The 18,794-nt window shown below is 67.6% G+C and carries 16 protein-coding genes and 1 pseudogene; 10 read left to right on the plus strand and 7 right to left on the minus strand.

Going from position 1 to position 18,794, the window contains the following annotated elements; genetic code table 11:
• Nucleotides 1-30 precede the first annotated feature (30 nt).
• Nucleotides 31-996 (minus strand): thioesterase family protein, encoded by a 966-nt coding sequence (locus SGCZBJ_RS25020; protein WP_101720609.1) that lies wholly within the window; start codon nucleotides 994-996, stop codon nucleotides 31-33.
• Here SGCZBJ_RS25020 and SGCZBJ_RS26310 point away from each other — a divergent pair.
• A pseudogene (locus SGCZBJ_RS26310) lies at nucleotides 995-1,120 on the plus strand (hypothetical protein); the annotation flags it as partial. The gene SGCZBJ_RS25020 and the pseudogene SGCZBJ_RS26310 overlap by 2 nt on opposite strands.
• A gap of 58 nt (nucleotides 1,121-1,178) precedes the next feature.
• On the opposite strand, the gene SGCZBJ_RS25030 reads toward SGCZBJ_RS26310, so the two are convergent.
• From SGCZBJ_RS25030 to SGCZBJ_RS25045, 4 genes are all read right to left on the minus strand, one after another.
• Nucleotides 1,179-1,661 (minus strand): Fur family transcriptional regulator, encoded by a 483-nt coding sequence (locus SGCZBJ_RS25030; RefSeq protein WP_101720611.1) that lies wholly within the window; start codon nucleotides 1,659-1,661, stop codon nucleotides 1,179-1,181.
• Between the two features lie 36 nt (nucleotides 1,662-1,697).
• The gene (locus tag SGCZBJ_RS25035) at nucleotides 1,698-2,468 is read right to left on the minus strand and encodes an acid phosphatase (RefSeq protein ID WP_101720612.1); all 771 of its coding nucleotides are present in this window, start codon (nucleotides 2,466-2,468) and stop codon (nucleotides 1,698-1,700) included.
• A gap of 62 nt (nucleotides 2,469-2,530) precedes the next feature.
• Nucleotides 2,531-3,580: a 1,9-bis(guanidino)-5-aza-nonane synthase gene (locus tag SGCZBJ_RS25040; protein WP_101720613.1), complete on the minus strand. Its 1,050-nt coding sequence runs from the start codon at nucleotides 3,578-3,580 to the stop codon at nucleotides 2,531-2,533.
• Between the two features lie 164 nt (nucleotides 3,581-3,744).
• A complete protein-coding gene (locus tag SGCZBJ_RS25045) occupies nucleotides 3,745-5,004 on the minus strand; it encodes a type III PLP-dependent enzyme (protein ID WP_101720614.1) in 1,260 nt (419 codons plus the stop codon).
• 238 nt (nucleotides 5,005-5,242) lie between these two features.
• Between SGCZBJ_RS25045 and phnC the strand changes: the two genes are divergently transcribed.
• From phnC to SGCZBJ_RS25085, 8 genes are all read left to right on the plus strand, one after another.
• Nucleotides 5,243-6,037 carry a phosphonate ABC transporter ATP-binding protein gene (gene phnC, locus SGCZBJ_RS25050; RefSeq protein WP_101720615.1) on the plus strand — a complete coding sequence of 265 codons (795 nt, stop codon included), beginning with the start codon at nucleotides 5,243-5,245 and terminating at the stop codon, nucleotides 6,035-6,037.
• Nucleotides 6,034-7,041 carry a phosphate/phosphite/phosphonate ABC transporter substrate-binding protein gene (phnD, locus tag SGCZBJ_RS25055; protein ID WP_101720616.1) on the plus strand — a complete coding sequence of 336 codons (1,008 nt, stop codon included), beginning with the start codon at nucleotides 6,034-6,036 and terminating at the stop codon, nucleotides 7,039-7,041. The genes phnC and phnD overlap by 4 nt, the downstream gene beginning before the upstream one ends.
• Before the next feature lie 2 nt (nucleotides 7,042-7,043).
• Nucleotides 7,044-7,862 (plus strand): phosphonate ABC transporter, permease protein PhnE, encoded by an 819-nt coding sequence (gene phnE, locus SGCZBJ_RS25060; protein ID WP_101720617.1) that lies wholly within the window; start codon nucleotides 7,044-7,046, stop codon nucleotides 7,860-7,862.
• Between the two features lie 428 nt (nucleotides 7,863-8,290).
• Complete coding sequence (locus tag SGCZBJ_RS25065) at nucleotides 8,291-10,711, plus strand: TonB-dependent receptor (RefSeq protein WP_101720618.1); 2,421 nt, start codon at nucleotides 8,291-8,293, stop codon at nucleotides 10,709-10,711.
• 340 nt (nucleotides 10,712-11,051) lie between these two features.
• Nucleotides 11,052-12,308: an OprO/OprP family phosphate-selective porin gene (locus tag SGCZBJ_RS25070; protein ID WP_101720619.1), complete on the plus strand. Its 1,257-nt coding sequence runs from the start codon at nucleotides 11,052-11,054 to the stop codon at nucleotides 12,306-12,308.
• Nucleotides 12,309-12,372: 64 nt separating this feature from the next.
• Nucleotides 12,373-13,416, plus strand: a complete 1,044-nt coding sequence (locus SGCZBJ_RS25075; RefSeq protein WP_101720620.1) for a substrate-binding domain-containing protein — start codon at nucleotides 12,373-12,375, stop codon at nucleotides 13,414-13,416.
• 169 nt (nucleotides 13,417-13,585) lie between these two features.
• Nucleotides 13,586-14,893, plus strand: coding sequence for a hemolysin family protein (locus tag SGCZBJ_RS25080; protein ID WP_101720621.1), 1,308 nt, complete (start codon nucleotides 13,586-13,588; stop codon nucleotides 14,891-14,893).
• A 13-nt stretch (nucleotides 14,894-14,906) separates the two neighbouring features.
• Nucleotides 14,907-15,674 carry a retropepsin-like aspartic protease family protein gene (locus SGCZBJ_RS25085; RefSeq protein ID WP_101720622.1) on the plus strand — a complete coding sequence of 256 codons (768 nt, stop codon included), beginning with the start codon at nucleotides 14,907-14,909 and terminating at the stop codon, nucleotides 15,672-15,674.
• A gap of 42 nt (nucleotides 15,675-15,716) precedes the next feature.
• Here the strand turns inward: SGCZBJ_RS25085 and SGCZBJ_RS25090 are convergent, their stop codons facing one another.
• Together SGCZBJ_RS25090 and SGCZBJ_RS25095 are read right to left on the minus strand one after the other, a co-directional pair.
• On the minus strand, nucleotides 15,717-16,808 hold the full coding sequence (locus SGCZBJ_RS25090; RefSeq protein WP_101720623.1) for a glycosyltransferase family 4 protein: 1,092 nt from the start codon (nucleotides 16,806-16,808) through the stop codon (nucleotides 15,717-15,719).
• Entirely contained in the window at nucleotides 16,808-17,632 is an 825-nt protein-coding gene (locus SGCZBJ_RS25095) for a UDP-2,3-diacylglucosamine diphosphatase (RefSeq protein WP_101720624.1), read from the minus strand. The genes SGCZBJ_RS25090 and SGCZBJ_RS25095 overlap by 1 nt, the downstream gene beginning before the upstream one ends.
• Before the next feature lie 308 nt (nucleotides 17,633-17,940).
• Here SGCZBJ_RS25095 and SGCZBJ_RS25100 point away from each other — a divergent pair, with 308 nt between their 5' ends.
• Complete coding sequence (locus SGCZBJ_RS25100; protein WP_101720668.1) at nucleotides 17,941-18,570, plus strand: TetR/AcrR family transcriptional regulator; 630 nt, start codon at nucleotides 17,941-17,943, stop codon at nucleotides 18,568-18,570.
• The last annotated feature ends 224 nt before the right edge of the window (nucleotides 18,571-18,794 follow it).

An 18,794-nucleotide genomic window follows, 5' to 3' on the forward strand; every position in this document is an offset into this window, starting at 1 on the left:
CGTGTTGACTGAGTCAATATGCGGGGTCTGCTACAGCCCCAGGCCCTCCACCGACCGTTCCGCCAGCTTCGTCGCCGCCGCCGGGCTGATGGCCACGGCCTTGCGGGCGTCGAGGTCGAAGGTGATGGCGCTGACGGTCGAGGTTCCCCACGCCTGTCCAGTATCGGGGTTCAGCAGCCAGTGGGCGCAGCGCATGACCCGGCCCTCGCTGCCGATCAGGCCCGAGCGCACCTCCAGCCGATCGCCCAGGCGCGGCCAGGCCAGGTAGACGATCCGGTATTCCAGCACGGCCCCGCCGACCCGGCCGGGCGCGGGGTCGGCCGCTTCGGCCACGATGTCGCGCAAGGGGGCGATGAAGGCGCCGATGCCGTCGGAGACCCGGCCGATGAACTGTTCCGCCCGCATGCGCCCAAAGGCGTCGCTTTCGCCCGCGCCCAGGGCGCCCAGGCTGATACGCGTGAGGCCCAGCGCCTCGGCGCGGTCCAGGCTGGCCTGCGGGACGGCCGGCGACAGGTCGACGCTGCGGGCCTGGGCGCGCTCGGGGATCTCGACCATCAGGCCCTTGGCCCGTTCACGGACGATCGTCGGCCAGGGGAAGGCCTCGCCCTCGCGGGGCGTCACGTGGGCCACCGTGGTCTGGAAGGTGGCGGCCAGCTCGCCGGTGGCAGAATGGACCAGCAATTGCAGGAGTTTCGCCTCGCTGTCGCCGATCTCGATCACTCCGCCCAGCATGTGCAGCGGCGCGCCGGCATGGGCTTCCTTGAGGAACCGGATGTGGTGCTCGCGGACCACCAGGGTGGCGTTGGCGTGCGGGGCGAAAGCGTGGGGCAGGCCCATTTCGGCCGCCAGGCCCACAAGCCCCTCCATCGCCCGGACGACGTAGAAGCGCACGTTCATGTGCCCCATCTCGTCGCAGTCCCAGGTGTTGACCCCGCCCCGCCAGATCTCGACGCCGGGCCAAGTCTCCTGGCCAAGAGAGGCTGGGGCGTTGGTCATGGTCGATCCCTGGAATGGCGGGGCCGAAATCCTCGTCCTTCGACAGGCTCAGGAAGAGGATTTCTACTGCGCGGCCGGCAATAGCCCTCATCCTGAGCTTGTCGAAGGACGAGGGCGAGCCCTCTGTCGAAGCCAGCCTAGACGGCTTCTCCGCGCCACCGCAATCGCGCAGGCGCCCGCGCCTACTCCTTGCAGTCGGCGCAGCGACCGTGGGCCTCGATGGTCACGCCGGTCAGGGCGTAGCCGGCCGCCTGGCCCGCGGCGATGATATCGGCGGTGGCCGCCGGCTCGAACTCGCGAGTGGCGCCGCAGCAGTCGCAGATCAGGAACGCGGCGGCGTGGCCGTCGGCCTCGCGCCGGCAGGCGACATAGGCGTTGAGGCTCTCGATGCGGTGGGCGAAGCCCTGCTTCTCGAGGAACTCCAGCGCGCGATAGACGGTCGGCGGCTTGGCCGGCGGCCCATCGACGGCGAAGGTCGAGATCAGGTCGTAGGCCTTCACAGGCTGGCCGGCTTGCAGCAGCAGTTCCAGCACCCGGCGACGCGGGGCGGTCAGGCGCTGTTCGGCCGCTGCGCAGCGGGTCTCGGCCGCCGCCAGTTCGGCGGTGAGCGCATCCCCGGCGACGCCGTGGTGGTGGTGGTCGTGATCGCACGCAATGTGGGCCATGGGCCACAGGTAGAGGGCCGGACGGTCCCGCGCAAGCTACAGCAGCGGCTTGGCCACCAGGGCGGTCTCGGCCTCGCACCGCAGCTTGTCGGGCGCCGGTGCGGTCTGGCGCACCGCGGTCATTTCGGCCCGCACCGCCGCCAGGTCGGCCTTGAAGGCGCGCGAGCTCTTCAGCGCCTTGTGCAGGTTGCGGGCGTTGCGGCGGCCGGCCTCGACCGAGCTCATGTTGTGCACGCCGCAGACCACCCGGCTCTCGCCGAACCCTTGCGCCCTGGCCAGGATCGCCGGGGCGCGGTCGGGGGCGGCCTCGGCCAGCAGCAGGCCCACGGTCCAGCCCCAGGTCGAGTGGCCGGAGGGATAGTCGGGCGACACCGCCAGGCCCACCGTCTTGGGCAGGCAGATCGGCGCGTCCTCGAACAGGTAGGGGCGGGGACGAAGGTGCTTGAACTTGGGGCCGGCCACGGCGGCGCGCACGTCGCCGCGCATCTTCTCCATCATCGCCAGGAGCTTCGGATTGGTCTGCGGCGTGATGCTGGCCCCCAGGGCGCAGGCATAGCCTTCGAGGATCCGGCTCTTGTCGGCGTCGGCCTGGGCCAGCGACCAGCGGGGACCGTCCTTCAGCGGGCGGGTGGCGCGGAAGATCTCGCGGTCGCGCCGCTCGGCGGCTGTCCCCTCCTTAGGCGGCGGGGGCAGGTGGTCGCGGGCGTCGAAGGCGCGCGGGTGCAGGTAGCGATCGTCGTCGTCGCCGGGCAGGGCGGAGCAGCTCGCCAGGGCGAGCGCGGCGACGGCGACGGTGGGCAGGCGCATAGAAAAAGGGTCCCGGAAACTGCTTCCCGGGACCCTGCAATCTTGGCCTTCGCCGATCAAGCCTACTTGCCGAACAGCTTGTTCCAGCGCGGCTTCTCGCGGCCTTCCCAGGCCTTGCGGTGGTAGGCGTCGCTGGCGATCAGCGGCACCACGGTGGTGGCTTCGGCGAAGACCATCTGTTCGTAGGTGGTCGAGACCTTGCCCCACGAGGCGGCTTCCTTGAGGGTCGACGACGAGCAGGCGCCGTCGCGCACGTCGGCCACCGTGATCTGGATGGCGTACTTGTGCATGTCGGCCTCGACGCCGAGGATCTCGGCGCAGACGACGGTGTCCTGGGCGAAGTTCTTGGGCACGCCGCCGCCGACCATGAACAGGCCGGTGGTGCCGGCCGCGATCTTGACGTCCGTCAGTTCACGGAAGTCGGCCACGGCGTCGATCATCAGGTAGGGCGCCTTCTCGGCGATCTTTTCCTTCTGGTGCTTGACCAGGCCGAAACCGGCCGAGCTGTCGACGAAGGCCGGGCAGAAGATCGGCACGCCTTCTTCGTAGGCGGTCTGGATCAGGCTGCCTTCCTTCTTGGCGTTGCCTTCCGACAGCCACTTGCCCATCTCCCAGATGAACTCGCGCGAGGAATAGCCGCGCGGCTCCAGGCGATTGCAGATCTCGAGGATCGTGTGGTCGCAGGCCTGCAGTTCTTCTTCGTCGATATAGGTGTCGTAGATGCGGTCGATGTAGTTGTCGCGCAGGACGTTGTCGTCGACCGGGCCGGCGGCCTGATAGTGCTTGAAGCCCAGGGCTTCGAAGAAGTCCATGTCGACGATGCTGGCGCCGGTGGCGACCACGGCGTCGATCATGCCGTTCTTCACCATGTCGCGGTAGACGTGCATGCAGCCGCCGGCCGAGGTCGAACCGGCCAGGATCAGCCAGGTCGAGCAGCCCTTGTCGGCCAGGGCCATGTTGAAGATGTCGGCGGCGCGGGCGGTGTCGCGCGAGCTGAACGACATCTTGCGCATCGAGTCGATGATCGGACGGGCGTCGTACGACTTGATGTCGACGTGCTCGACCACGGTCTGGAGCAGCTCGGCCTTGGTGTTCGGAACGGGAGCGTTCATCGCTTCGGTTTCCCTGACTTTGGACGCCCGTCGTTGGAACGAAGCCTTCGCCGGGACGGAGCGACCGACGGAGGCTGCAAATGCGAACCGCACCCGACGTTGTCTAACATCGGGCGCGGCGCGCGGTTTAACTCAGAAACGGTCTACTGACGAAACACGTCCGTTTAGCGACGACGCTTGCGCTTGCCGGCGGCGCCCTTCGGACGAGAGAAGCGCACGACCTTGCGTTCCTCGGCCTCGGTGCGGACCATCGGGATCGAGCGCTTGGCCAGGCCGTACATCGAAGCCATCGGCGCGTCCTGCACCTCGACGGTGTCGGTCTCGCCAAAGCCGTTGAAGCGGGTCGACATCGCCACGCCATAGGCGCCCAGCATGCCGATCTCGATGTAGTCGCCTTCGTCCACGCTTTCCGGCAGCCAGAACGGGCCGGGCATGTGGTCGACGCTGTCGCAGGTCGGGCCGTAGAAGCGGAAGGGCTTGAGGCCCTCTTCAACCACTTCGCCGTTCTTGCGGTACAGCTTCACCGGGAAGGGCCACTTCATGTGCGCCGCGTCGAACAGCGAGCCGTACGACCCGTCGTTCAGATAGAGCGCGTCGCCTTTCTTCAGCTCGACCTTGACCAGCAGCGACGAGGCCTCGGCGCACAGGGCGCGGCCCGGCTCGCACCACAGCTGCGTGGTCTCGTGGACCATCATCTCGGCGAAGCCGCGGTCGATGGCCGCCAGATATTCCGACAGGTCCGGCGGGACCATGCCCGGATAGATCGACGGGAAGCCGCCGCCGACGTCGACGACGTCGGCCAGCACGCCGGCGCGAACCAGCGCCCGCGAGGCCTGGGCCATCGCCGCCTGGTAGGCGGTGGGGCGCATGCACTGGCTGCCGACGTGGAACGACACGCCCATCAGGTCCTGCGTCGAGCGGCGGGCCGCCAGCAGCAGGGACGGGGCGTTGTGCAGATCGACGCCGAACTTGCCCGACAGCGAATAGGCCGCGCCTTCGGCCTGCACGCCCATGCGGACGATCAGGTTCAGGTCCTTGGCCTGGCCGGTGCTGTCGATGATCTTGGCCAGCTCCTCGTGCGTGTCGAACGAGAAGGTGCGAACCCCGTGGTCGAAATAGGCGGCCGAGATGGCGCGCCGGCTCTTGACCGGGTGCATGAAGGCCATGCGCGAGCCAGGAGCGTGCTCGGCCACGAGCTCGATCTCGGCCACGGACGCGACGTCGAACGACCGCACGCCGGCGTCGACCAGCTCGCGGATCACCCACGGCGAAGGATTGGCCTTCACCGCGTAGAAAACGTCGCCTTTGAATTCAGACTGGAACCAGCGCGCCGCTACCGACACCGCGTCCGGTCGCACGAGTGCGACAGGACGTTCCGGTGACCGCTCACGGACCAGGTCCAGGGGCGTGTGGTACGTGGACAATGCACGTAACCCCCTGTTGGAAGTTAAACCCAGGCCGGCGTTAGCAGCGCTTTAGAGGACTTCGGGTCCGCCGGAGCCGTGCGAGATAGGGGCATAGGCGAAGGATGTAAAGTCCCTTTTGATCGTGGCGGGCGAGGCGAATTGATCCACCGGCCGTCACAAATCCGTTGCGCGTGCGCCGCAAACCAGGGAACGGATTTGCCCGCGCCGGAAACCACGTTAAGGATTCGTCCCGACCATGACGTCGGACCCTGTTCTCTCGATCCGCGCCGTATCCAAGACCTTCGGGTCGCGGAAGGCCCTGAACGCTGTTTCGCTCGACGTGGCGCGGGGCGAGATGATCGCGCTCATCGGTCCTTCGGGCTCGGGCAAGTCGACCCTGCTGCGCTCGATCGACGGCCTGCAGACCATCGACGACGGTAATGGCGCGATCAGCGCCTTCGGCGGTCCCGTCCAGGCCAGGGGTCGCGTTTCCGACCAGGTGCGCAAGGCGCGCATCCGCATCGGCTTCATCGCCCAGCAGTTCAACCTCGTCGGCCGCCTGTCGCTGTTCAGCAACGTGGCGCTGGGGTCGCTGGGCCGCATCCCGCTGGTGCGCGGCCTCTTCGGCGCCTGGCCGAAAGAGACCCGCGAGGCGGCCATGGCTGCCCTGCACCGCGTCGGCATCTCCGACTACGCCGGCCAGCGCGCCAACACGCTTTCGGGCGGCCAGCAGCAGCGCGGCGCCATCGCCCGCGCCCTGGTCCAGAAGGCCAAGATCATCCTCGCCGACGAACCGGTCGCCTCGCTCGACCCGGTGTCGGCGCGCAAGGTCATGGAGATCCTCCGCGACCTGAACGCCAGCGACGGCCTGACCGTCATCGTCACCCTGCACCAGGTGGACTACGCCCTGCGCTACTGCGACCGGGTCGTGGCCCTGAAGGCGGGGCAGAAGGTCTATGACGGCCCCGCCGACGCGCTGGACCGTGACAAGCTCATCGAAATCTACGGCCCGGAATTCGAGGACGTGTTCTGGGAAGGAGCCCCGCAATGATCCGCCGCAGCCTGATCGCCGGCCTGATGCTTTCCGGCCTGGCGCTCGCCGCCTGCTCGGGCCCGTCCGAGGCCCCCGCGTCGAAGGACACGGTGACCTTCTCGATCCTGTCCACCGAGTCCGCCCAGAACATGGAGAGCTACTGGAAGCCCATCCTGGAGGACATGGAAAAGCAGACCGGCCTGAAGGTGAAGCCGTTCTTCTCGTCCAACTACTCGTCGCTGATCGTGGCCATGGGCGCCAAGCAGACGGACCTGGGCTGGTTCTCCAACCAGTCGGGCCTGGAGGCGGTGCGCCGCTCGAACGGCGAGGTCTTCGCCCGCACCTTCGACCCCTCGGGCGTCGACGGCTACAAGTCGGTCGTGATCGTGCCGAAGGACAGCAAGCTGACCCTCGAAGGCTTGCTCAAGTGCGACAAGTCGCTGAACTTCGGCATCGGCGACAAGAAGTCGACCTCGGGCACCCTGGCGCCGATGACCTACCTGTTCATCCCGGCCGGCAAGAAGCCCGAGACCTGCTTCAAGACCGTGCTGACCGGCAACCACCAGGCCAACCTGTTCGCCGTGGCCAACGGCAAGCTGGACGCCGCCACCAACAACTCCACCAGCCTGCGCCTGAACGCGGCCCGCAAGGACGGCCAGGCCGACAGGGTCAAGGTGATCTGGGAGTCGCCGACCCTGCCCGAGGATCCGATCATCTGGCGCAAGGATCTCGATCCGGTCGTGAAGGAAAAGCTGCGCCAGTTCTTCCTGACCTACGCCCAGGGCGACACCCCCGAGGCCGCCAGGCAGCGCGCCAATCTCGAGCGCCTGTCGATCGGCGGCTTCAAGCCGGCCGATGACAGCCACCTGCTGACCGTCCGCGAGATGGAGGCGCTGGAGAACTTCGGCCTGGCCAAGGAAGGCGGCGACGCGGCCAAGATCGCCGACGCCCAGAAGAAGCTCGACGGCGTGCGCGCCGAACGCCTGGCCGCCGAGGCCAAGGCCGGCCTGCCCGCCAACTGACGATGAGCGAGACCCCGATCCCGGCCCCGCCGAAGCGCTCGGCTTCGGCCATCGGCTTCGACCTGCTGCTGTGGGGCGGCGTGGCCGTCCTGCTGGTGGTCAGCTTCAAGCCGGCCGAGATCGACAAGTTCCCCGAGCTATTCGCGGGGTCGGAGCGCATGCGCGACTTCGCGCGCGGCTTCTTCTCGGCCTTCACCGATCTGGACGCCTTCATGGCGGTGGACTGGTCGCTGTTCGTCGCCAAGATGTGGGAGACGATCCAGATGGCGCTGTGGGGCACGGCGCTGGCCGTGCTCGTGGCGGTGCCGCTGGGCATCCTCGGCGCGCGCAACATCACGCCCTGGTGGATCCAGCAGCCGGTGCGCCGCCTGCTCGACCTGATCCGTTCGATCCCCGACCTGGTGGTGGCGCTGATCTTCATCACCGCCGTGGGCCTGGGCCCCTTCGCCGGCGTCATGGCCATCATGTTCAACACCGGCGGCGTGCTGGCCAAGCTGTTCGCCGAGGCCGTGGAGTCGATCGACAAGGGGCCGGTCGAGGGCGTGCGCGCCACCGGCGCGGTCAAGCTGCAGGAGATCATCTGGGGCGTGATCCCGCAGGTGGCCCCGCTGTGGACCAGCTACGCCCTCTATCGCTTCGAAAGCAGCGCCCGCGCCGCCACGGTGCTGGGGCTGATCGGCGCCGGCGGCATCGGCCAGATCCTCATCGACTCGATCAACGCCTTCCAGTTCGACCAGACCGGCTGCATCGTCCTGGTCATCGTTGTGGCGGTGTCGATGATCGACCTGCTGTCCCAGGCGATCCGCTCGCGGCTGCTGTAGGTCGCGGTTTCTGGCGTTCGCCGGCGGCGTCGGGTTCAAATTTTCAGCGACGGTTTTGTGTCGCGCCAGGACGGTCCGGTGTCCGGCCGCGCTCTCGCCTGGCGCGGAAAGGCCAAGCTCGATCCATGCTACAGAACTCGCAAGCATGGTTGCGGATGCGATTATGTATATCGCTGTTCATGCCGGGATTTCTAAGTCGGTGAAGGCGCCTTGCGGCCCACGCTGAAATCTTGTCGCAAAACCAATAGTTTCAATTTTGACTTACGGCGCCAAAAACGAACGTTGTTATCTGCGTTTTATGCGCGGGAGCGGCGCCGGATGTCGGCTGTGGCGCAAATTTATCACGTCTTGAAACATACATATTGATGTCGCCGAAGCGTCATCGCTGGCGTTTTATCCCCCGCCCCACCAAGAAGGGGTACACATTCATGCGTAAGTATTTCGAAGGCGCGGCCATCGCCGCCCTCATGCTCGCCACGGCGCAAGTTGCGTACGCCGCCGATGTCGCGCCCGCCGCGCCTGCCGATGACGCCACCGCGCTGGACAACGTCGTCGTCACCGCCACCAAGCGTGAAACCAATCTGCAAAACACGCCGATCGCCATCTCGGTGCTGAGCGCGACGGCCATGGCCGACCGCCACGCCGAAAGCCTGATCAGCCTGCAGGACGGCGCTATCCCGTCGCTGCGCGTCGCCACCTTCGAAGCCCGCCAGTCGGCCCTGACCATCGGCATCCGCGGCATCGTGCCGTTCGACGCCAACCAGACCGCCCGCGACCAGGGCGTCGGCGTCTATATCGACGGCGTGTATCTGGGCCGCCAGCAGGGCCTGAACGCCGCCCTGCTCGACCTGGAGCGCATCGAGGTCCTGCGCGGCCCGCAAGGCACGCTGTTTGGCCGCAACACCGAAGGCGGCGCCCTCAGCATCGTCACCAAGGCCCCGACGGGCGAGTTCGGGGGCCGCATCACCGCCGGCGTCGGCAACTACGGCGCCTACACCGCCGAACTGCACCAGGACTTCCAGGAGTTCGCCAACCTGTCGGTCAAGGTCGACGCCCTGCTTCAACACCAGGATCCGACCACCAAGAACCCGCTGGAAGGCCAGGCCGGCTGGAACCAGTACGACCGCAAGGGCGGCCGCATCAGCGGCCTGTACCAGCCGAACGACAAGTTCAGCGCCCTGGTCGCCTTCGACTACGCCAAGGACGAGAACACCCCGTTCTTCAGCCAGCTGGTCAGCTACAACCCCTACGGCAAGCGGGTGCGCACCCAGGCCGAGCTGCTGACCGCCGCCAGCGCCCCGGCGGGCACGATCAACCCGCTCTCGCCGCTGATCAAGGTTCACACCGACCGCCAGTCGGTCTCGGACATCGGCACCATCCAGCAGCCCAGCGTCGACGAGACCGGCGGCCTGATGGCCAACCTGAAGTACCGCTTCGCGCCGAACCTCGAGCTGCGCTCGATCACCGCCGCCCGCGCCGTGGCCACCAACCAGTGGGACAACTCGGGCATCGCGTCGCGCAACGTCTTCGCGCCGAACGCCAACTTCGGCCGCTACAGCCTGTCGGACCTCTATCAGCGCCAGTTCAGCCAGGAGTTCCAGCTGGTCGGCGACTTCGGTGACAACTTCACCTATGTCGGCGGTCTCTACTACTTCAAGGAACACGTGAAGGAATCGGCCGCCACGCCGTTCACCAACCAGTGGAACGCCGACGGCACCGCCTACACGATCCGCTCGGCCTACGGCACCTCGAAGAACGCGGCGGGCACGGCCGGCTGGCAGCGCGGCACCCGCTTCATCACCCGCGCCTCGGAAGCCGACGCCGAGAGCTACGCGGTCTACGGCCAGGGCACCTACACCCCGCCGTCGATGGACGCCCTGCACCTGACGCTCGGCGGCCGCTACACCAAGGACAGCCGCGAGGGCACGCTCTACGTCGTCAACGGCAAGGCCACGAACTTCAAGTTCGACTATGACAAGGGTCGCTTCGACCCGATGATCAACGTGGCCTATGACGCCGCCGAGAACATCAACCTCTACGCCAAGTTCTCGACCGGCTACCGCGCCGGCGGGGCCAACGCCCGTTCGCAGAACTTCCAGGCCTTCGACCCGGAAAAGGTCAAGTCCTACGAAGTCGGCGCCAAGATGGACCTGCTCGAGAACCGTCTGCGCGTGAACCTGGCCGCCTACGCCATGGACCGCACCGGCACTCAGATCGACTTCGACAGCGTCGACACCACCCCCGGCAGCCCGACCCAGGGCGCGCACACCGAGGAAACCCGCAATGCGCCGGGCACCTCGAAGATCCGGGGTTTCGAGGCCGACATCACGGCCAAGGTCACCGACGACATCGTGGTGGGCTTCTCGTACGCCTACACCGACGTGAAGGTGCCGGACGCGCCGTTCCCGTTCACCGGCAACTCGGTTGTCCCGCAGGGCACGCCGTTCCCGGTCAACGTGGTCTACACGCCGCCGAACGCCGCCTCGGCCTATATCGACTACAAGAAGCCGGTCGGTTCGATGACCTTCCGCGCCCACCTGGACGCCAACTACGCCGACGCCCAGTACTCGTTCCAGACCGAATTCGCCGACACCTCGGCGACCGGTTCGCGGACCGAATACGTGGCGGCCAAGACCGACAGCAGCTTCATCGTCAACGGCAACCTGACCCTGGCAGACATCAGCATGGCTGACGGCGCCGCCTCGGCCAGCCTGTCGCTGTGGTCGCGCAACCTGCTCAACGAAGAGCACATCTACCGCATCTCGGCCGCCAACCGCGGCACGATCGGCGACTACGCCAACTTCAACCCGCCCCGCACCTACGGGCTGGAACTGCGCGTGAAGTACTAGGCCCGGATCTTCCGGTTCCGGGTTGTCCGGCGCCGGAGCAAGGCTTCGAAAATGGCGAAGGGCGGTCCAGCGATGGGCCGCCCTTCTGCTTTTGCGGTTCGGGCGGCGGCGCCTTTCGGGCGGGGCTGTTCGTCTGTGGGCGGATCTCCCGACGCGTCGCCGCCAGCGCCTCTGTCATGGAAAAATCACTGTTCAGCGAACGCAAAAACAGTTGTCGCCGACTTGTCGTAAATCGGTATCCGAACCGTCACGAGCCCCCGTTAAAGCCCCAGAACGTCGTTATCCCGCCCGTCATGGGCCGTGGAAAACAGGCGCAAACCTAAAAGGGGGGTGTCTCGTAATGAGTGTCAGTGCCTCTTTGCTTTCCCGCTCGGCGCTGGGCTTTTCGCTCGCCCTGGGTCTCGCCGCCGCCGCCCAGGCCCAGGACCTGGGCGTGAAATGGAGCGGTTCTCCGCAATTCTCCAATGACGACGTGGCCTTCAAGGTCCGTGGTCGGATCCTGCTGGACGCCGTGTTCCAGGACGTCGAGCGCGACGGCCCGGGCGGCGACTTCGACACCCGCAACGTGCGGGGCCGGCAGGTCTTCCTCGGCATCGAGGGCAAACTGAACAACTACTTCGCCTACAAGGCCGAAGGCGGCGCCGTGAACGGCGGCGCCTGGGCCTGGGACGACGTGCTCATCGAGTACAAGCCCAATGAGCCGGTCTCGCTGATGTTCGGCAACATCAAGGCCGCCGGCCTCGAGAACCTGACCTCGACCCGCTTCATCACCTTCATGGACCGCGGTCCGTACGGCGATTTCGGCGTCGACTCCTACCTGCTGGGCGTGGTGGCGAAGTACCAGGGCCTGAACTACAGCCTGACGGGGGCGGTGCAGGGCGCGCCGATCAACACCGCCGACCTGGCCAACGCCAACGCAGACTCCAAGGAGCGGATCACCCTGACCACCCGCGCCCACTGGGCGCCGGTCAACGGCGACCTCGACAAGCTGCACCTAGCGCTGTCCTACCGCTATCGCAACCGCGGCGACGAGGGCGCCTTCGTCTACAGCGGTCGCACCAACACCGCCTACAGCAACGCCACCTTCTACACCTCGGGCGGCATCGGCAATCGCGACAAGACCCTGGCCTTCGAAGGCGCCTACGTGCACGGGCCGTTCTCGGTGCAGGGCGAGTACGCCTCGATCGACGTCACCCGCCTGGGCGGCGCGGCCGTCGGCGGCGACCCGAAGATCAAGGTCGGCTACGCCTACGTGACCTTCTGGCCGACCGGCGAGATGCGCAACTACGACGCCATGGCCGGCGAGTTCAAACGGCCCAAGATCCTCAACCCGGTGACCGCCGGCGGCTGGGGCGGGGTCGAGCTGGCCCTGCGCTACGACATCGCCGACACCACCGAGGCCTACGAGACCCTGAAGACCAAGCCGGCCGCCTCGCAGGCCGGCGAATACAAGGCCGTGACGCTGGGCGTGAACTACTATCCGACGTCATACGTCCGCTTCCAGGCCAACTACACCGACGGCGACGTCGACAACTTCGGCGCCAACCAGGACTACAGCATCAAGCAGTTCCAGCTGCGCGCGCAGCTGGACTTCTAGGACCGCCCCGTTCCGCCGGGCGGCGCGGCCGCCTGGCCAACCCTTCCTGTCCAGGAAATCCACGATGAAGAAGCTTCTGTCCTGCGCGGCCGCCGCGCTCGCCCTGTCGGGCCTGGCCGCCGTCCCCGCCCATGCCGCCCGCGACTATGTCTGGGCCGCCGGCTCCTCGACCGTGTTCCCGTTCGCCACCCGCACCGCCGAGAACTTCGCCAAGAAGTCCGGCAAGAAGGCCCCGAAGGTCGAGAGCCTGGGCACTGGCGGCGGCATCAAGCTGTTCTGCGGCGGTGCTGGCGAGGGCTTCCCCGACATCGCCAACGCCTCGCGCCCGATGAAGCGCAGCGAGTTCGACCAGTGCGCCGCCAAGGGCGTGAAGGACATCATCCAGATCAAGATCGGCTTCGACGGCATCGTGGTCGCCACCGACAAGGACGGCGCCGACTACAACTTCAAGACCGAGCAGCTGTTCCTGGGCCTGGCCGCCAACGTCTACAAGGGCGGCCAGTGGGTGAAGAACACCACCAACAGCTGGGACGACGTCGGCGGCGGCCTGCCGGGCAACAAGATCCTGGTCTACGGCCCGCCCCCGACCTCGGGCACCCGCGACGCCTTCGTCGAGCTGGCCATCGAGGCCGGAGCCCGCAAGTTCCCGTCGATCGAAGCGATCCGCTCGGACAACGAAAAGCTGTTCAAGGCCAAGGTCGACCCGCTGCGGGGCGACGGCTGGGTCGACGCCGGCGAGAACGACAACGCCGTGGTCGGCACCCTGACCAAGACCCCCGGCTCGCTGGGCGTGTTCGGCTGGTCCTACCTCGAAGAGAACATGGACAAGATCAAGGGCGCCTCGATCAACGGCGTGCGGCCCTCGGCCCAGACCATCGCCGACGGTTCCTATCCGCTGTCGCGCTCGCTGTTCATCTACGTCAAGAAGAGCAACATCGGCGTCACCCCGGGCCTGGAGGACTTCCTCAAGGAGTTCACCTCCGACGCGGCCACCGGTCGCGGCGGCTACCTGCAGGGCCGCGGCCTGATCCCGCTGCCGCCCGGTCAGCATCAGGCCCAGAAGGACGTGGTGGCCAAGAAGACCGCGATGGCCCGTCCGGCCTCGTAAAAAAGGGCGCATTTCGGGGCGGTTTTCGCCTCGCGACCGAAGATTGCGTCGCGGTCCTATGGGCCGCGGCGTTTTCTTTTGTATAGTGCCCTCCGGTCCGCCCGCGCCGCGTAATGAAAGTCTGGGCCGTGGCAGCCGTCCGGCGCCGCGTCACTTGCCCCTAGGGACAATGATACTCCTCGCGCTCGCCGTCGTTCTGTTCCTCGTTCTGTTGAACGGGGTCTTCGCCATGTCCGAACTCGCGGTGGTCTCCGCGCGGCGGGCCAGACTACAGAGCCAGGCCGACAGGGGAGACCGCGGGGCCAAGATCGCCCTCTCCCTGGCCGAGCACCCGACCCGATTCCTGTCGGCCGTGCAGGTGGGTATCACCCTGATCGGCATCCTGGCCGGCGCCTACGGCCAGGCCACCATCGCCGGCGCGCTGGACAAGTGGCTCGAGCCGCAGCCGGTGATCGGCCCGCATTCGGAAATCATCGCCACCACCATCGTCGTCGTCGGCCTGACCTATGTGTCGGTGATCCTCGGCGAGCTGGTGCCCAAGCGCCTGGCCCTGATCTTCCCCGACACCATCGCCCGCGCCATGGCGCCGTTCCTGGCCCTGGTGGCCACCGTGCTGCGCCCGTTCGTGACCCTGCTGACGGTGTCGACCGCCGCCATCCTCAAGCTGATGGGCGTGCGCGACGAGCGCAACAGCGGCATCACCTCCGAAGAGGTCGAGACCGTCCTGGCCGAAGGCGCCGACGCCGGCCTCATCGAGCCTGAAGAGCGCTCGATGATCCAGGAGGTGCTGCGCCTGGGCGACCGTCCGGTCCGCGTGGCCATGACCCCGCGCCGCGACCTCTACTGGATCTCGCTGTCGGACGAGCCCGAGGCCGTCCTGGCCGAAGTGCGCGAGTGCCCCTATTCGCGCATCGTCGTGGCCATGGAAGGCGACCTCGACGGCGAGATCGGCGTGGTGCTGAAGAAGGACCTGCTGGACGCCTGCCTCGGCGGCGAGCCGCTGGACCTGCGCGCCCACATCCAGCAGCCGATCGCCATCCCCGAGACCATGTCGCTGCTGCGCGCCATGGCCGTCTTCAAGCAGACCTCGCTGCACGTGGCCCTGGTGGTCGACGAGTTCGGCTCGGTGCAGGGCGTCATCACCCCGATCGACCTGCTGGAAATGATCGCCGGCGACTTCCCCGAGGACCACGACGAAGGCGAGCGCCGCATCCTGCGCCGCGAGGACGGCAGCTGGCTGGTCGACGCCCGCCTCGACATCCAGGAGCTCAACGACGCCCTGGGCGAGAACTTCGAAGCGGAAGGCGGCTACCACACCGTCGCCGGCCTGATCCTCGATCGCCTGGGCCGCATCCCGGCCGAGGGCGAGATCCTGCACCTGGGCGCCTTCGACGTCGAGATCGTCGACATGGACGGCTCGCGCATCGACAAGGTCATCCTCAAGGCCGGCAAGGGCCGCGAGGGCGACGAGGGCTGACGCGGGGCCCGGCATGAGCCATCCGGGGCCCTGGGGCGGCGAGCCGCCGCCCGAGCCGCAGGAGGCGCCGCCGCCGCGCGCCTCATGGCGGCGCTGGTTGGTCTGGTTCGTCGTGGTCTCGGCGGGCCTGGCGGTGCTGGGCCTGCTGCTGCGCGCCTCGCCCTGGGCGCTGCGCGAGACCAACGACTGGTTCTACCTCGCCTGGGGCGGCCTGCTGGCCGCGGCCCTGTCGACCGGCCTGTTGCGGGCGACCCGCCGCCAGGCGCTGCACGGCCTGGGCTATGCGGCGATCTGGGCCGGGATCGTGCTGGTGCTGGCGGTCGGCTATCTCTATCGGGCCGAACTGTCCGAGGCGCCCCAGCGCCTGCGCATGGCCCTGAACATCGGCGAGCCGGTGGCCACGGGCGAGCGCGAGCTGCGCGTGGCCCAGGACGCCAGCGGGGCCTTCGTCATCGTCGGCCAGGTCAATGGCCAGCGGGTTCTGTTCCTGGTCGACACCGGCGCCACCAACACCGTGCTGAGCCCCGCCGACGCCCAGCGGATCGGCGTCGACATGGCGTCGTTGCGCTTCGACCAGACCAGCGAGACCGCCAATGGCCTGGGCTACGGCGCCCAGTGGACCGCCGAGCGCCTCGAGATCGGCCCGATCCGCCGCGACCGTTTCCCGATGGACGTCAACCAGGCCCCGATGAGCGCCTCGCTGCTGGGCATGAGTTTCCTCAACACCCTGGACTCCTACGAGGTCCGCGGCGGTCAGCTGATTCTGAGGTGGCGGGAGTAGGGGGCTTTTGGACCCTCCCCCCGAAGGGGGAGGGTCTTGGCCCTAGGCCGCGGTCTTGCGGCGGATCCGCGCCAGGCGCCGAAGCCGGCGCCAGAAGCGGGTCTTTTCCGGTTCGGGGTAGGGCTGGAGATTCTTGAAGAACTCCTCGGCGCAGGCGCGCCACGAGAAGCCCTCGGCGAACTTGCGCACCGCGGCGTGGTCGATGTCCAGGCACGCCAAGCAGGCCTCGCGCAGGCCGTCGGTCTGGCCGGGGGCCAGCACGCCGGCGCCCGAGCCCGGGATGATGTCGATGGGGCCGGGGGCCGAGAACGCCGCCACCGGCACGCCGGCGGCCATGGCCTCCAGGATCACCAGGCCGAAGGTGTCGGTCAGGGACGGGAAGCAGAAGACGTCGGCGCAGGCGAAATGGCGGGCCAGCTCGTCGCCGAACTTGGCGCCCAGGAACTTCACCTCGGGATATTTCTCGGCCAGCTCCTCGCGCTGGGGACCGTCGCCGATGACGACCTTGGTGCCCGGCAGGTCGAGGCTGGCGAAGGCCTCGATGTTCTTCTCGACGGCCACGCGGCCGACATTGAGGAAGATCGGTCGGGCCAGGCCCTCGAACAGGTCCGGCTCGTCCGGCTGGCGCGGCTTGAAGACGTCGGTGTCGACGCCGCGCGACCAAGGCGAGATGTTGCGGAAACCGTGGCGCACCAGCTCGTCGCGCATGGTCGGCGTGGCCACCATCAGGCGGCCCGACGGCTTGTGGAACCAGCGCATGTAGGTGTAGCCGGCGGCCAGCGGCAGCGGCAGGCGGGCCGAGACGTACTCGGGGAAGCGCGTGTGGTAGCTGGTCGTGAACGGCAGCTTCCATTCCAGGCAGATGCGGCGCGCGGCCAGGCCGATGGGGCCCTCGGTGGCGATGTGGATCGCCTCGGGCTCGAACGACTTGAAGCGCTCCTGCACCGGCTCGTAGGCGCCGATCGCGAGCTTGATCTCGGGATAGGTGGGCAGCGGGAAGGTCGGGAACTGGTCAGGGCTGACCACGTCCACCTCATGGCCCATGGCGCGAAGCTCGGCCATCACCTTGGTGAGGGTCCGAACCACGCCGTTGACCTGCGGTTCCCATGCGTCGGTGGCGAGAAGTATCCGCATCAGGCGGCGGCAGGCTCCGGCAACGGGGGCTCGACGGCGAGCGCCCGGGCCCGGTCGATCACCGACCAGGACCTCATCTTGGACCATTCGAGGATTTCGAGCTGGCCGTCCATATGCTCCACCAGAGCGGTGCAGCTTTCAACCCAGTCACCGTCGTTGACGTAAAGAATACCGTCGATCTCCCGCATCTCGGCCTTGTGGATATGGCCGCAGATGACGCCGTCGACGCCGCGGCGACGGGCTTCGTCGGCGACGGCGGCTTCGAAGTTCTCGATGAACTGCAATGCGTTCTTCACCTTGACCTTCAGATAGGCCGAGAGACTCCAGTAGCCGAACCCCATCCTACGCCGCGCGCGGTTGAGCAAGGTGTTCAGCATGAGGATGGTTCTATAGGACCAATCCCCCAGGAAGGCGAGCCACTTGGCGTGCTGCACGACGCCGTCGAACTCGTCGCCGTGGACCACCAGGTAGCGCTTGCCGTCGGCGGCCTCGTGGATCACGTCGCGGGCCACGACCACGCCGCCGAAGTGGGTGCCGCAGAAGTCGCGCACGCGGTCGTCGTGGTTGCCGGGGACGTAGATCACCTCGACCCCCTTGCGGGCCAGGCGCAGGATCTTCTGCACCACGTCGTTGTGGCTCTGGGGCCAGTACCAGCCGCTGCGCAGCTTCCAGCCGTCGACGATGTCGCCGACGAGGTAAAGCTTGTCGCATTCCACGTGGCGGATGAAATCCAGCAGCAGCTCGGCCTGGCAGCCGCGCGTGCCCAGATGGATGTCGCTGATGAAGATGCTGCGATAGCGGCGGATCTCGGTGTCGGCGGCCATGAAGGCTTCCCCAGCGCTGCGGCGGGCCGCCCCCGCGACGACCGCCATCCCAAGCGAGAAACAGGATGGCGGATAAGCTGATTGCATGTCGCTTTAATGAAACCGTCCGGGTTCGGCGCCGATTGCGGCGGCGAGTCGCGGAACGGCGGGGAGGGGCCTTGCCAGGCGCCGTTACGGAAGCTCTTCTTTCGATCAGCGGGCGCCGTTGTGGCAGGCGCTCAGCTGACGACTTGAAACCGCCGCGATCCCTTGCATTGATTGGGAAAACGACTGTTGCAGCGCAGCATCGTCCGCACTAGATGACCCCGATGGACGCCGCCCGCCTCGCCAAGGACACACCGAAGTCGCTGAAGACGCGCGCGCGCATCCTCGACTGCGCCATGCGTCTGTTCGCCGAGATCGGCTATCACGCGGCCACCAACCCGGTGATCGCCGACGCCGCGGGCCTGACGCGCGGGGCGATGCTCTACCATTTCCCGACCCGCGAGGCCCTGGTCGAGGCCGGGGTGGCCCACGTCCAGGCCGCCCGCTCGGCCCTGTTCCGCGCCGCCGCCGACAGCATCCCGGCCGGCGCCGACGTCACCGAGCACGCCATCGACAGCTATTGGGACCTCCTGCAGAGCGAGCCGTTCCTGGCCTTCGCCGAGCTGGAGGCCGCCGGCCGCACCGACCCGGCCATCCAGGCCCTGCTGGCCCCCGCCCAGGCCGAGTTCGACCGCGCCCAGGCCGGCGACCACTTCCTGAAGATCCTGCACGCCGGCGCCGGCCCGCGCTTCCAGGCCAGCCGCGACCTTGCCCGCTTTATGCTGGAAGGCCTGGCCCGCACCACCCTGACCTATGACGGCGAAGGCCGCCGCGAGCGCCTGCTGATGCTGATCAAGCGCGCCACCCACATGCTCAACCGCAAGGGCGACATCCAGGACCTCTGGCCGGACTGAGGGGAAGGCCCCCTCAGTCGCTCCGCGACAGCTCCCCCGGAGGGGGAGCATCTGATCGCGCTAGATCCTCCCCCTCTGGGGGAGGTGGCCCGTAGGGCCGGAGCGGGGACGTTTTCAGCTTTCGAGGGGACGGCCGATTTCGCACTCGCCCCCCACCGATCGCTGGCGCGATCGCCTCCCCACAGGGGGAGGTTCCAACGAAAAAAGGGCGCCGGCTTTCGCCG

Origin of the sequence: Caulobacter zeae (genome assembly GCF_002858925.1) — a bacterium.
Classification (GTDB): Bacteria; Pseudomonadota; Alphaproteobacteria; order Caulobacterales; family Caulobacteraceae; genus Caulobacter; species Caulobacter zeae.